We start from the raw sequence: 13,802 nt of genomic DNA on the forward strand, positions 1-13,802 counted from the left end.
GCAAGCGGGGGCCGGAGCCCCCGCTGCGGCTTACCAGGTCTGGGTGGCCTTGAACTTCTCGATACCGGCTTTCATGCCAGCGTCGATTTCGTCGTTGAAGTCACCCTTCACGTTGATCTTGGCCATCAGTTCGGCGTGATCACGGTTGAAGTAGGCGATCAGAGCTTGCTCGAAGCTACCGACCTTGGCGACTTCTACGTCGGTCAGGAAACCACGCTCAGCGGCATACAGCGACAGGGCCATGTCGGCGATCGACATTGGCGCGTACTGCTTCTGCTTCATCAGCTCGGTAACGCGCTGACCATGCTCCAGCTGCTTGCGGGTAGCCTCGTCCAGGTCAGAAGCGAACTGGGCGAATGCCGCCAGTTCACGGTACTGAGCCAGGGCGGTACGGATACCACCGGACAGCTTCTTGATGATCTTGGTCTGGGCGGCACCACCAACACGGGATACCGACACACCGGCGTTAACGGCAGGACGGATGCCTGCGTTGAACATGGCCGATTCCAGGAAGATCTGACCGTCGGTGATCGAGATCACGTTGGTCGGAACGAACGCGGAAACGTCGCCAGCCTGGGTTTCGATGATCGGCAGAGCGGTCAGCGAGCCAGTCTTGCCGGTTACGGCACCGTTGGTGAACTTCTCGACGTACTCTTCGGAAACGCGCGATGCACGCTCCAGCAGACGGGAGTGGAGATAGAACACGTCGCCTGGGTACGCTTCACGTCCTGGTGGACGGCGCAGCAGCAGGGAGATCTGACGGTAGGCAACGGCCTGCTTGGACAGGTCATCGTAAACGATCAGCGCGTCTTCACCGCGGTCACGGAAGAATTCGCCCATGGTGCAGCCGGCGTATGGCGCCAGGAACTGCAGTGCGGCGGATTCCGAGGCACTGGCAACGACCACGATGGTGTTGGCCAGGGCGCCGGCTTCTTCCAGCTTGCGAACGATGTTGGCAACGGTGGAACGCTTCTGGCCGACTGCAACATAAACACAGAAAATACCGGAGTCTTTCTGGTTGATGATGGCGTCGATGGCCATGGCGGTCTTGCCGATCTGACGGTCACCGATGATCAGCTCGCGCTGGCCACGGCCGACAGGGATCATGGCGTCGACGGACTTGTAGCCAGTCTGTACAGGCTGGTCTACCGACTTACGCCAGATCACGCCTGGAGCCACTTTCTCGACCGCGTCGGTCTGGGTGTTGCCCAGAGGACCTTTGCCGTCGATCGGGTTACCCAGTGCGTCGACGACGCGACCCAGCAGTTCCTTACCAACCGGAACTTCCAGGATGCGACCGGTGCACTTGGCGCTCATGCCTTCGGCGAGGGTGTCATAGGCACCCAGGATCACTGCACCTACGGAGTCTTGCTCCAGGTTCAGTGCCATGCCGAATACGCTGCCAGGGAACTCGATCATTTCGCCGTACATGACGTCGGCCAGACCGTGGATCCGCACGATGCCGTCGGAAACCGAAACGACGGTACCTTCGTTACGGGCTTGGGAGCCGACATCGAGGTTGTCGATGCGGCCCTTGATGATTTCACTAATTTCGGAAGGATTGAGTTGCTGCATTGCTCTGCTGCCCCTTCAAACTCAAGATTTCAAGGCTTCGGCCAGTTTCGCGATTTTCCCGCGAACCGAACCGTCGATTACCAGGTCGCCAGCGCGGATGACGACGCCGCCGATCAGGCTGGCATCCTCCGACGCGTGCAGGCGCACTTCCTGGCCTAACCGTGCACTGAGAACCTTGGCGAGTTTGTCTTGCTGTTCTTGGTTCAACGCAAAAGCACTGGTGACTTCCACGTCCACGGACTTCTCTTGCTCGGCCTTGTACAGGTCGAACAGAGTCGAAATCTCCGGCAGAAGCAGGAGACGTTCGTTTTCCGCGGCAACATGAATGAAATTCTGTGCCTTGGCGTCAAACTTGTCACCGCACACTTCAATGAATGCGGCGGCCTTTTCTGCGCTAGTCAGTTGCGGGGCCTTGAGCAGGCGCTGCATGGTGTCGTCTTGCGACACCGCAGCAGCCAGGCCGAGCATGGCTGACCAATTGGCCAGTTGCTGATGGGCCTGGGCATGCTCGAAGGCAGCCTTAGCGTAAGGTCGGGCCAACGTGGTCAGTTCTGCCATGATCGCCCTCGCTTAAATTTCAGCGGCCAGTTTGTTAACCAGCTCCGCATGCGCGTTTTGATCGATTGTGGCGCCAAGGATCTTTTCAGCACCGCCAACGGCCAGGGCACCCACTTGGGCACGCAGGGCGTCTTTGACGCTGTTCAGTTCCTGTTCGATCTCGGCTTGAGCCTGAGCCTTCACACGGTCAGCTTCGACGCGGGCCTGTTCACGGGCTTCCTCGACAAGCTGAGCAGCGCGTTTCTTGCTTTGCTCAATGATTTCGGCTGCCTGTGCCTTCGCTTCACGCAGTTGCTGACCCGCTTTCTCTTGGGCCAGCTCCAGGTCGCGAGCTGCGCGGTTGGCAGCGTCCAAGCCATCGGCAATCTTCTTTTGGCGCTCTTGCAGAGCAGTAATGACCGGAGGCCATACGTACTTCATGCAGAAGAGTACAAAAATCAGGAAAGCAACGGATTGGCCAATCAGGGTTGCATTAATGTTCACGCCAACACCTCGCTCGGTCTTTGTTCATCACAGCTATCAACTCGTAGAAAACGAGTGATTAGCCGGCGATCTGACCAACGAAGGGGTTCGCGAAGGTGAAGAACAGAGCGATACCAACACCGATCATGGTTACGGCGTCGAGCAGACCGGCAACGATGAACATTTTGACCTGCAGCATCGGAACCATTTCTGGCTGGCGAGCAGCGCCTTCCAGGAATTTGCCGCCCAGCAGGCCGAAACCAATGGCGGTACCCAGAGCACCCAGGCCGATCAGCAGAGCAACAGCGATAGCGGTCAGACCAACTACAGTTTCCATCTTTCCTCCCGACTTTTACGTCGTATTGGTTAGGTTTTTAGTTTGAAGCGGTAAAACAAATCGTTTGGTACAGCATGCCCTTGCGGACTTTTTAAGCCCTCCCCCCAAACGGGCGGGGAAGGCTATCAGACACGCCAGGCGGTCTTAATGGTTATCTTCGTGGGCCATCGACAGGTAGACGATGGTCAGCATCATGAAGATGAAGGCTTGCAGGGTGATGATCAGGATGTGGAACACCGCCCACGCCCACTGCAGCACGATACCCAGGCCGCTGAGCCACAGGATACCGGCGCCGAACATCACCGCGATCAGGATGAACACCAGCTCGCCGGCGTACATGTTGCCGAACAGACGCAGGGCCAGCGAGATCGGCTTGGCGATCAGGGTGACGAATTCGAGCAGGAAGTTGACCGGAATCAGCAGGATCTGCACGAAGATGTTCTTGCTGCCGAACGGGTGCAGGGTCAGCTCGCCGATGAAGCCACCCAGGCCCTTGACCTTGATGCTGTAGAAGATGATCAGGGCGAACACGCTGAAGGCCATGGCCAGGGTCGCGTTCGGGTCGGTGGTCGACACGGCGCGGAACGGAATGTGCGGATCACCGGAGATCAGGATGGCCAGTTGCGGAATCCAGTCGACCGGTACCAGGTCGATGGCGTTCATCAGGAACACCCAGACGAAGATGGTCAGCGCCAGCGGGGCGATCACCGGGCTGCGGCCGTGGAAGGAGTCCTTCACGCTGCCGTTGACGAAGTCCACCAGCACTTCCACGAAGTTCTGCAGACCGCTCGGTTGCCCGGAAGTCGCCTTCTTGGCCGCCATGCGGAAGATGAACAGGAAGATCAGACCCAGCGCAACGGACCAGCCCAGGGTGTCCAGGTGGAACGCCCAGAAGCCCATTGCCTTGGCTTCTGCAGCCGAATGGGCGAAGCCCCAGCTGCCGTCTGGTAGTTGACCGTAGGTCAGGTTCTGCAAGTGGTGCTGGATATAGCCCGAAGCGGTTTCTGCTGCCATGGTTGCCTCAAACGCCCTAAGGTCTCGAAAGTCTTTTATTCATCAGCAGGGGCGCGAACCAGCTGACCAAAAGGGTCAGCACGAAGACGCCGAATACTGCCAACGGCGCCAATGGCTTCACTCCTGCGAAGGTCAGTGCAAACAGCACTGCCGTCAAAATCATCTTGCCTGCCTCGCCCGCGTAGAACGACTTGACGATGGCCTGCGCCGCCCGGGCTCCGCTGAAGCGAAAAGCCTTCCAGGCGAAATACACATTGGGCAGCCAGGCAATCAGCCCTCCGCAGAGACCTGAATATCCACTGACCACCCCTTTCCACTGCCACAACACCAACGTTGCCAGCAGCAGCACGACAAATTGAGCCAGCAGTACCGGAAAAACCGCCCAGCGATGGAAAGGCAGGCGGTTTGGCGTGCGTATTTCCATCACAACTGCTCCTCGAAAGTCGACCGCCTAGTCAGTAATGACTTGGCATAATTTGTGCCGACAAAATGCGCGCAGAGTATAGGGGTGGATTAACCCCTATTCAACTCTTCGGTAGTGATTTCCGACTGCGCGCTACAACAGGAATTGTTTCAGCGGATGTGAGCAAGCACGCCTTGCAACTCGTCGAGCGAGTTGTAGCGAATAACCAACTGGCCCTTGCCCTTGTTGCCATGGCGGATTTGCACCGCGGAGCCCAGGCGCTCTGCCAGACGCTGCTCGAGGCGCGCGATATCCGGATCAGGTTGGCTCGATTCGACCGGCTCAGGCTTGCCGTTGAGCCACTGGCGCACCAGTGCCTCGGTTTGGCGCACGGTAAGACCACGTGCGACAACATGACGCGCCCCTTCTTCCTGGCGATCTTCCTCGAGACCGAGCAAGGCACGGGCGTGGCCCATCTCCAGGTCGCCGTGGGCGAGCATGGTCTTGATCGCCTCGGGCAGCGAGATCAGCCGCAGCAGGTTGGCCACGGTCACCCGCGACTTGCCCACGGCATCGGCTACCTGCTGCTGGGTCAGCTCGAACTCCTGCTGCAGGCGCTGCAGGGCCAGGGCTTCTTCCAGCGGGTTGAGGTCCTCACGCTGGATGTTCTCGATCAGCGCCATGGCGATGGCGGCTTCGTCGGGCACTTCGCGGACCATGGCCGGCACGGTGTCCAGGCCAGCCTGCTGGGTGGCGCGCCAGCGGCGCTCGCCGGCGATGATCTCGTAGCGGTTGTCGCCGATCGGGCGGACCACGATCGGTTGCATGACGCCATGGGTGCGGATCGAGTGCGCCAGTTCTTCGAGCGCCTCGGGATCCATGTCGCGGCGTGGCTGGTACTTGCCGCGCTGGATCAGTTCGACCGGCAGTTGTTGCAGTTCCTTCTGGTCGATCTTGACAGCCTGCGCCTCGAGCGCGCTGACGGAAGGACCACTGAGCAGTGCATCCAACCCACGTCCGAGACCGCGTTTCTTGATGGCCATGCGGATTCCTTAAGTTGTTTGTGCAGTGCGTGATGGACGGCGCTGACGGCGTACCAGTTCCCCGGCCAGCGCCAGGTAGGCCAGCGCGCCACGGGATTGCTTGTCGTAGGCCAGTGCCGGCATGCCGAAGCTCGGCGCCTCGGCCAGGCGAATGTTGCGCGGGATCACCGTGTCGTACAGCTGGTCGCCGAAATGCTCTTTGAGCTGCGCCGACACGTCGTTGTTCAGGCTCAGGCGCGGATCGTACATGGTCCGCAGCAGGCCCTCGATCTTCAGCTCCGGGTTCAGCCGGGCGGCGATGCGCTTGATGTTATCCACAAGGTCGCTGAGACCTTCCAGCGCGTAGTACTCGCACTGCATGGGGATAATCACGCCATCGGAGGCGACCAGGGCGTTGAGGGTCAGCATCGACAGCGACGGTGGGCAGTCGATGAGGATGTAGTCGTAGTTCTCGCGGATCGGCGCCAACGCGTTGCGCAGGCGGCTCTCTTTCATCTGCATCTCGAGCAGGACCACCTCGGCGGCGGTCAAGTCGCGGTTGGCTGGCAGCAGCTGGAAACCACCGTGCTCGGAGTAGTGCATGGCCTGGGCCAGGTCGCATTCCCCAATCAGCAGGTCGTACACCGAGTGCTCGAGCTCGTGTTTATCCACACCGCTGCCCATGGTGGCGTTGCCCTGTGGATCGAGGTCGATCAGCAGCACGCGACGCTTGGTCGCGGCCAGCGATGCGGCGAGATTGATGCAGGTGGTGGTCTTGCCCACACCACCTTTCTGGTTCGCGATTGCGAATACCTTAGCCATTGTTGCGTGTGTTCCCAGTCATGCCTTGCGGCGCAGTATCAGCAGATGGCGCTGGCCCTGGCAACCTGGAACGGTCAGGGCCTGCTCGCTTTCCACTGTGAAGTCTGCGGGCAATGCTACCAGTTCGTCGGCAGGATGCAGCCCCTTCATTGCAAGCCATTGCGTGCGGGCGTCACCCAGGTGGCGGGTCCAGTTGGTGAAATTCTCCATGCTGCTGAAGGCCCGGGAGATGATTCCGCAGAACGGCAGCTCGGGCTGGACCTCTTCGACCCGGCTGTGGATAACCGAGAGGTTGTCCAGTTTCAGCTCCATCTTCACCTGGGTGAGGAAGCGGGTCTTCTTGCCGTTGCTGTCGAGCACGGTCACCTGTTTGTGCGGATACAGGATAGCCAGTGGGATACCCGGCATGCCGCCGCCGCTGCCGACATCCAGCCAGCGCTGGGTGTCGTTGTGGATAAACGGCATGACGCTGAGGCTGTCGAGCAGATGGCGCGAGACCATCTCATCCGGGTCGCGCACCGCGGTCAGGTTGTAGGCCTTGTTCCATTTGATCAACAGGGCCAGGTAACCCAGCAGCAACTCGTGCTGCTGCGCGCTCAGCTCGACACCGAGCTGGCGCGCACCTGTGGACAACTCTTCGGCGTGTTGCGGGGTGACCGGGGAACTCAAGCGCTTTGCTCCAATTCGCGGCCTGCGCCGCGTTTTTTCAAGTGAATCAGCAACAGGGAAATCGCCGCCGGGGTGACGCCGGGAATACGCGACGCCTGGCCCAGGGTCTCGGGACGGGTCTGCTCGAGCTTGCCCTGGATCTCCTTGGACAGCCCGGAAATCGTGGTGTAGTCGATATCCACAGGCAGACGGGTGTCCTCGCTGGCCCGCAGGCGGGCGATCTCTTCCTGCTGGCGGTCGATGTAGCCGGCGTACTTGGTCTTGATCTCGACCTGTTCGGCGACCTGTGGATCGATCACTTCGCCACCGGTTGCCTCGATCAGCCCAGCGTAGTCGACTTCCGGACGGGCGAGCAGGTTCAGCAGGCTGTATTCGTGGGCCAACGGAGTACCGAACTTATCCACAATGGCCTGGCCTTGCGCGGTGCCCGGGCGTACCCAAGTGCTCTTCAGGCGCTGTTCTTCACGCTCGATGCCTTCGCGCTTGGCGCAGAACGCGGCCCAGCGCGCGTCGTCGATCAGGCCCAGCTCGCGGCCCTTCTCGGTCAGGCGCAGGTCGGCGTTGTCCTCGCGCAGGATCAGCCGGTATTCGGCGCGCGAGGTGAACATGCGGTATGGCTCCTGGGTACCGAGGGTGATCAGGTCGTCGACCAGCACCCCGATGTACGCCTCGTCGCGGCGCGGGCACCAGCTGTCGCGGCCCTGGGCGCGCAGCGCGGCGTTGGTCCCGGCCAGCAGGCCCTGGGCGCCGGCCTCTTCGTAGCCGGTGGTGCCGTTGATCTGTCCGGCGAAGAACAGGCCGCCGATGACCTTGGTCTCGAGGCTGTACTTGAGGTCGCGCGGATCGAAGTAGTCGTACTCGATGGCGTAGCCCGGGCGCACGATGTGAGCGTTTTCCATACCGCGGATCGAACGCACGATCTCCAGCTGCACATCAAACGGCAGCGAGGTCGAAATGCCGTTGGGGTACAGCTCATGGGTGGTCAGGCCTTCCGGCTCGATGAACACCTGGTGGCTTTCCTTGTCGGCGAAGCGGTGGATCTTGTCCTCGATCGACGGGCAGTAGCGCGGGCCGATGCCTTCGATCACGCCCGAGTACATCGGCGAGCGGTCAAGGTTCGAGGCAATGATCTCGTGGGTGCGCGCGTTGGTGTGGGTGATCCAGCAGCTCACCTGGCGCGGGTGCATCTGCGCGTCGCCCATGAACGACATCACCGGGATCGGTGTATCGCCGGGCTGTTCGGTCATCACCGAGAAATCCACCGAGCGGCCATCGATGCGCGGCGGGGTACCGGTCTTCAGGCGACCGACGCGTAGCGGCAATTCACGCATGCGCTTGGCCAGGGCATTGGCGGGCGGATCGCCGGCACGACCGCCGGAGTAGTTCTGCAAGCCAATGTGGATAAGCCCGCCGAGGAAGGTGCCGCTGGTCAGCACTACAGAGTCGGCGAAGAAGCGCAGGCCCATCTGGGTGACCACGCCCTTGACCTGGTCCTGCTCGACGATCAGGTCGTCGCAGGACTGTTGGAATATCCACAGGTTCGGCTGGTTTTCCAGGATTTCCCGCACCACCGCCTTGTAGATGGCGCGGTCGGCCTGTGCCCGGGTGGCGCGCACGGCCGGGCCCTTGCGGTTGTTCAGGATGCGGAACTGGATGCCGCTCTTGTCGGTGGCCAGCGCCATGGCGCCGCCGAGCGCATCGATTTCCTTGACCAGGTGGCTCTTGCCGATGCCACCAATGGCCGGGTTGCAACTCATGTGACCGAGGGTTTCCACGTTGTGGGTCAGCAACAGGGTCTTCACACCCATGCGTGCGGACGCAAGCGCAGCCTCGGTACCGGCATGGCCGCCGCCGATGACGATCACTTCAAAACGGGAAGGGAAATCCACCACGCACCTCGTGCCTGTTTTGCAAATAGAGAAGGGAAGCGGACCAGTATAGGGACTTCCTCCCCTGCGATAAACCTTCTGAGCAAAATTTGACCAGGCTGTGGATGAATGGCAGGCAAAAGAAAACAAAGAGGAAAAATTTAAAAAAGCTTTGTTTTTATGTTTATGTTTAGGCACCTATCCACATGTGGATAAGTAGCTTTAGGCCAATATTCACGCTGCCTGGCGGATTTCATAACCCTGTGCCTGAAGTGGCCTGAGGGGTCTGGATAACCGCGTGTAAGCTGTGGATGAAAATGACGGTTATCAACAGACGGGTTTGTCCTCAGAAAAAAAGCCCTGTTATCAACGTAGCTGAAGGCGAGTTTTCCACAGAGCTCCTGAGCTGTACACGCAGGAGTTTCGATCCCTGTGGGAGTGGATATCCCGTGACCAGCGGCAACGCCGGTTGCATGCATCACGCTGACAGGCAAATCGCAGGCAAAAAAAAGCCGCTCCAGAGAGGAGCGGCCTTGGAATGGATGGGCTGTGGACTATTTGCCGATGCAGAAGCTCGAGAAAATCCTCCCAAGCAGGTCATCCGAACTGAACGCCCCGGTAATTTCCCCCAATGCCTGTTGAGCCTGGCGCAGGTCCTCTGCCAGCAACTCGCCGGCACCGGCCAGGGTCAGTTGCGCGCGGCCATGCTCAAGGTGCTCACTGGCCTGGCGCAGCGCCTCCAGGTGCCGGCGACGGGCACTGAAGCTGCTCTCGGCCGTCTGCTCATAGCCCATGCAGGCCTTGAGGTGGTCACGCAGCAGATCCAGGCCCATGTCGCTGTCACGGGCACTCAGGGTGATGGTGACGTGGCCATCGTCGCTTAGCTCCATGCCGACCGTTTCACCGCTCAAGTCGGCCTTGTTGCGAATCAGCGTGACCTTGGCCATGTCCGGGCGCTGGTCGAGGAACTCCGGCCACAGGGCAAACGGATCGCTGGCTTCCGGCGCGGTGGAGTCCACCACCAACAACACCCGATCGGCCTCGCCGATGGCTTTCAGCGCCCGCTCCACACCGATCTTTTCCACATGGTCGTCGGTATCGCGCAGACCTGCGGTGTCGACCACATGCAGCGGCATGCCATCGATGTGGATATGTTCACGGAGGATGTCCCGGGTGGTGCCGGCGATGTCGGTGACGATCGCGGCTTCGCGCCCGGCCAGCTGATTGAGCAGGCTCGACTTACCGGCATTCGGTCGCCCGGCGATGACCACGGTCATGCCGTCGCGCAGCAAGGCGCCCTGCCCGGCTTCGCGCTGCACACTGGACAGCTCGTTGCGCACATCATCGAGCATGCGCAGGACATGGCCGTCGGCAAGGAAGTCGATTTCCTCTTCGGGGAAGTCGATGGCTGCCTCGACGTAGATACGCAGTGCGATCAAGGCCTCGGTCAGGCTGTGCACACGCTTGGAGAAGGCGCCCTGCAGCGAACGCAGGGCATTGCGTGCAGCCTGGGTGGAGCTGGCTTCGATCAGGTCGGCAATAGCCTCGGCCTGGGCCAGGTCGAGCTTGTCATTGAGGAACGCCCGCTCGCTGAATTCGCCCGGGCGCGCCAAGCGGCAGCCCAGCTGCAGGCAGCGCTGCAGTAGCATGTCCATCACCACCGGGCCGCCGTGGCCCTGGAGTTCCAGCACGTCTTCGCCGGTGAACGAGTTCGGCCCGGGGAAGAACAGCGCGATGCCTTCGTCCAGGACCAGGCCGTCGGCGTCGCGGAACGGGCCGTAGTGGGCATGCCGCGGCATCAGCGTGCGCCCGGTGATGGCTAGCCCAGCCTGGCTGGCCAGTGGCCCGGACAAGCGGACGATACCGACGCCGCCGCGGCCCTGGGCGGTGGCGATGGCGGCAATGGTTTCACGCACAGTGTTCATGCTCGAAAGCCTCTACAACGAATTCGTCAGATAGCAAAAACGCCCCACTAGGGGGCGTTTTTATTCACAGGCAAACCGAGTTGCCCGTCAAGCAGCAGCTTTCTTGGTTGCCGCTTCGATGCTGCGAGTGATGTACCACTGCTGTGCGATCGACAGGCAGTTGTTCACAACCCAGTACAGCACCAGGCCAGCCGGGAACCACAGGAAGAAGAAGGTGAAGATGATCGGCATCATTTTCATGACCTTCGCCTGCATCGGATCCGGCGGTGTCGGGTTCAGGCGCTGCTGGATGAACATGGTGGCGCCCATGATGATCGGCAGGATGAAGAACGGATCCTTGATCGACAGGTCGGTGATCCACAGCATCCACGGGGCCTGACGCATCTCGACGCTTTCCAGCAGTACCCAGTACAGGGCCAGGAACACCGGCATCTGCACCAGGATCGGCAGGCAGCCGCCCAGCGGGTTGATCTTCTCTTTCTTGTACAGCTCCATCATCGCCTGGGACATCTTCTGGCGATCGTCACCGAAGCGTTCCTTGAGCTGGGCCAGTTTTGGCGCCACGGCACGCATGCGCGCCATCGAGCGGTAGCTGGCGGCCGAGAGCGGGAAGAACAGGCCCTTGATCAGCATGGTCAGGACGATGATCGACCAGCCCCAGTTGCCGAGCAGGCTGTGGATATGTTGCAGCAGCCAGAAGATCGGCTGGGCGATGAACCACAGGAAGCCGTAGTCGACGGTCAGTTCCAGGCCTGGGGACAACTCCTTGAGCTTGGACTGGATCTTGGGACCGGCATACAGCATGGCGCTGGTTTCGACCTTGCCGCCGGCCGGTACGTTCAGGGCCGGGCCGGTGTAGCCGATGATGTAGTTGCCCTGGCTGTCCTTGCGAGTCTGGACGGCGTTGTTGTCCGACTTGCTCGGGATCCAGGCGGTCACGAAGTAGTGCTGCAGCCAGGCTACCCAACCGCCGGACACATTTTCTTGCAAACCGCCTTTGTCCATGTCCTTCATCGACACTTTCTTGTACGGCTCGGAAGCTGTCCACAGGGCGGCGCCCAGGTAAGTGGCGGTGCCGGTGGCAGTGCTCGACGACGGATCGGAGCTGGCGTCACGCTTGAGCTGGGCAAACATGTTGCCGCTCCAGGCCTGGGCGCTCTGGTTGTCGATCAGGTAGCTGACGGTCAGGTCGTATTCGCCGCGCTTCAAGCTGAAGCGTTTGATGTAGTTGACACCGTTCTCGCTGAACTTGAGGTCGACCACCAGTTGGTCCTGGCCATCGGCCAGCTGGTAGCTCTTCTGTTCGGTGGCGTACAGCGGGCGGCCGCTGGCGCGGTCCGGGCCATCAGTGCCGATCAGGCCGCTCTGGGCCAGGTAGACACGCTCGCCGCCGTTGTCGAACAACTGGAACGGAATTTCAGGATGGTCCTGACGGCGTGGGTACTTGGGCAGGGTCAGCTGGACGATATCACCGCCAACCGGGTCGATAGCCAGGTTCAGGACATCGGTCTTGACCTGGATCAGGTCCTTGCTGACCGCAACGGGTGCCGGCGCCAGGCCGCTATTGCCGGCTTGAGCATTGACGCTCGGCAAATCGGCGTTTGCACCGTTGTTGCTGGCGGGCACGCTGTCCGGCAAGGACGCAGTGGCATTGCTGGCAGCAGCATTCTGAGTCGGCAGGGCAGCCTGGCCGTAGTCCTGGTTCCACTTGAGGACCATGACATAGGACACGATTGCCAGGGCGACGATCAGGATCGTGCGTTTAATATCCATGATTACTCGGCTATCGAAGAAGTTCGGGAGGAAGGAGCTGGTGGAACGGGATCGAAACCGCCGTCGTTCCACGGATGACAACGCCCCAGGCGACGAACGGCCAGCCACCCACCACGCAAGAGGCCATGATTTTCGATGGCTTCATAGGCGTAACAGGAACAGCTGGGATAGAAACGACAGTGACTGGCCATCAGTGGACTGATGGCGTAACGATAAAACTGGATCGGAACGAGGGCCAGTTTACGCATCGTGACTGTCTACCCCTGCGGGATCGGCATTGACCGCTGGAGAGGGCCGACTGCGAACCAGTCGCTTCCAGAGCTTGCCAAAGTGTTGGTGCAATTCTGGGTTTTCCACTTCGCCCAACCCCTTGCGCGCGACGATCACGATATCAAGACCAGCCAACAGCTGCTGGTTCAGGCGGAACGAATCGCGCATCAGGCGTTTCAGGCGATTGCGTTGAACGGCGAGCTTGACGCTCTTCTTGCCGATCACCAGGCCGAGGCGTGGGTGATCGAGGCCGTTCTCGCGGGCAAGGATAAGCAGGTTTTTCCCTGGAACCTTGCCGGTTGGGGAGTCGAAGACCGCTTTGAAGTGCCGGGGTGTAAGCAGTCGCTTTTCCCGACTGAAGTCCTGACTCACCACCTGTGCCGGAAAATCAAATGGCCAGACGCTTACGGCCTTTGGCGCGACGACGCGACAGAACAGCACGGCCGTTCTTGGTAGCCATACGGGCACGGAAACCGTGGGTGCGGGCGCGCTTGATGGTGCTTGGTTGGAAAGTACGTTTCATGGCGTGTTACCTGGGTTGGTCGACAACGGGCCGGAAGGGCCCCCTTTTTAAGAGATCGGCGATTCTAGAGAAAGCAAGGCAATAGGTCAATTTCCAACCAGCCTTTCCTTATGGAAGGTCGAATGGTTCATCGATGGGGGACAGGGGTGGGCTCATCAGAACATCCAGGTAATTGAAAAAAACAAAGAGGCATATAAAAAGCTTTTCTGAAAATCTTAAAGAGTTTAGGTGGATAACCTTCTGTGGATAACCTATCCAAGGCCAATATTCATAGTATGTACAGCGTTTCACAACCTTGTCGGTAACGGGTGCTCTGGCTGTGCCGGACATGGGTACAAGCTGTGCAGTAAATGCCTGTTTATCCACAGACGATTTATCCACAGCGTTGAAGGTGGGGTTGTGCATAGCCCTCAGGTGCGTTTATCCACAGAGCTTATTCACATGACTTGGCGGGTATTACCGTCAGATTTTGGCCGTTTAACCCTGCCTATGAGGGGCGTCACGTGTGGATAAGTGACGGTGCGCCCGGTACAATGGCGGTTTGTTTTTGCCTCATCCGGCTTTCAACTCAGGGGATATCC

The 13,802-nt window shown here is 60.1% G+C and carries 15 protein-coding genes; all 15 read right to left on the reverse strand.

Annotated elements, in window-relative coordinates; genetic code table 11:
* Window positions 1-30: 30 nt before the first annotated feature.
* Window positions 31-1,575 carry a F0F1 ATP synthase subunit alpha gene (gene atpA, locus HU772_RS24815; protein ID WP_050707597.1) on the reverse strand — a complete coding sequence of 515 codons (1,545 nt, stop codon included), beginning with the start codon at window positions 1,573-1,575 and terminating at the stop codon, window positions 31-33.
* Between the two features lie 21 nt (window positions 1,576-1,596).
* Window positions 1,597-2,133, reverse strand: coding sequence for a F0F1 ATP synthase subunit delta (locus tag HU772_RS24820; RefSeq protein ID WP_023628561.1), 537 nt, complete (start codon window positions 2,131-2,133; stop codon window positions 1,597-1,599).
* A 12-nt stretch (window positions 2,134-2,145) separates the two neighbouring features.
* Window positions 2,146-2,616, reverse strand: coding sequence for a F0F1 ATP synthase subunit B (locus tag HU772_RS24825; RefSeq protein WP_023383136.1), 471 nt, complete (start codon window positions 2,614-2,616; stop codon window positions 2,146-2,148).
* A gap of 58 nt (window positions 2,617-2,674) precedes the next feature.
* The gene (gene atpE / locus HU772_RS24830) at window positions 2,675-2,932 is read right to left on the reverse strand and encodes a F0F1 ATP synthase subunit C (protein ID WP_003097235.1); all 258 of its coding nucleotides are present in this window, start codon (window positions 2,930-2,932) and stop codon (window positions 2,675-2,677) included.
* A gap of 144 nt (window positions 2,933-3,076) precedes the next feature.
* Entirely contained in the window at window positions 3,077-3,946 is an 870-nt protein-coding gene (gene atpB / locus HU772_RS24835; protein ID WP_027917107.1) for a F0F1 ATP synthase subunit A, read from the reverse strand.
* A gap of 16 nt (window positions 3,947-3,962) precedes the next feature.
* Window positions 3,963-4,370: a F0F1 ATP synthase subunit I gene (locus HU772_RS24840; RefSeq protein WP_011536507.1), complete on the reverse strand. Its 408-nt coding sequence runs from the start codon at window positions 4,368-4,370 to the stop codon at window positions 3,963-3,965.
* A gap of 149 nt (window positions 4,371-4,519) precedes the next feature.
* Window positions 4,520-5,392: a ParB/RepB/Spo0J family partition protein gene (locus tag HU772_RS24845; RefSeq protein ID WP_186652876.1), complete on the reverse strand. Its 873-nt coding sequence runs from the start codon at window positions 5,390-5,392 to the stop codon at window positions 4,520-4,522.
* 9 nt (window positions 5,393-5,401) lie between these two features.
* Complete coding sequence (locus HU772_RS24850; RefSeq protein ID WP_134689118.1) at window positions 5,402-6,193, reverse strand: ParA family protein; 792 nt, start codon at window positions 6,191-6,193, stop codon at window positions 5,402-5,404.
* 18 nt (window positions 6,194-6,211) lie between these two features.
* Window positions 6,212-6,862 (reverse strand): 16S rRNA (guanine(527)-N(7))-methyltransferase RsmG, encoded by a 651-nt coding sequence (gene rsmG, locus HU772_RS24855; protein ID WP_186652875.1) that lies wholly within the window; start codon window positions 6,860-6,862, stop codon window positions 6,212-6,214.
* Entirely contained in the window at window positions 6,859-8,751 is a 1,893-nt protein-coding gene (mnmG, locus tag HU772_RS24860) for a tRNA uridine-5-carboxymethylaminomethyl(34) synthesis enzyme MnmG (protein WP_186652874.1), read from the reverse strand. The genes rsmG and mnmG overlap by 4 nt, the downstream gene beginning before the upstream one ends.
* 533 nt (window positions 8,752-9,284) lie before the next feature.
* The gene (gene mnmE, locus HU772_RS24865; protein ID WP_186652873.1) at window positions 9,285-10,655 is read right to left on the reverse strand and encodes a tRNA uridine-5-carboxymethylaminomethyl(34) synthesis GTPase MnmE; all 1,371 of its coding nucleotides are present in this window, start codon (window positions 10,653-10,655) and stop codon (window positions 9,285-9,287) included.
* Window positions 10,656-10,742: 87 nt separating this feature from the next.
* Window positions 10,743-12,428: a membrane protein insertase YidC gene (gene yidC, locus HU772_RS24870; protein WP_186652871.1), complete on the reverse strand. Its 1,686-nt coding sequence runs from the start codon at window positions 12,426-12,428 to the stop codon at window positions 10,743-10,745.
* 2 nt (window positions 12,429-12,430) lie between these two features.
* Window positions 12,431-12,676 (reverse strand): membrane protein insertion efficiency factor YidD, encoded by a 246-nt coding sequence (yidD, locus tag HU772_RS24875; protein WP_011536514.1) that lies wholly within the window; start codon window positions 12,674-12,676, stop codon window positions 12,431-12,433.
* Window positions 12,669-13,073 (reverse strand): ribonuclease P protein component, encoded by a 405-nt coding sequence (rnpA, locus tag HU772_RS24880; protein ID WP_166890676.1) that lies wholly within the window; start codon window positions 13,071-13,073, stop codon window positions 12,669-12,671. Before rnpA ends, yidD begins: the two co-directional genes overlap by 8 nt.
* 13 nt (window positions 13,074-13,086) lie before the next feature.
* Window positions 13,087-13,221, reverse strand: coding sequence for a 50S ribosomal protein L34 (rpmH, locus tag HU772_RS24885; protein ID WP_003253163.1), 135 nt, complete (start codon window positions 13,219-13,221; stop codon window positions 13,087-13,089).
* Between the last annotated feature and the right edge of the window lie 581 nt (window positions 13,222-13,802).

This window comes from Pseudomonas xantholysinigenes (assembly GCF_014268885.2).
Lineage (GTDB): Bacteria > Pseudomonadota > Gammaproteobacteria > Pseudomonadales > Pseudomonadaceae > Aquipseudomonas > Aquipseudomonas xantholysinigenes.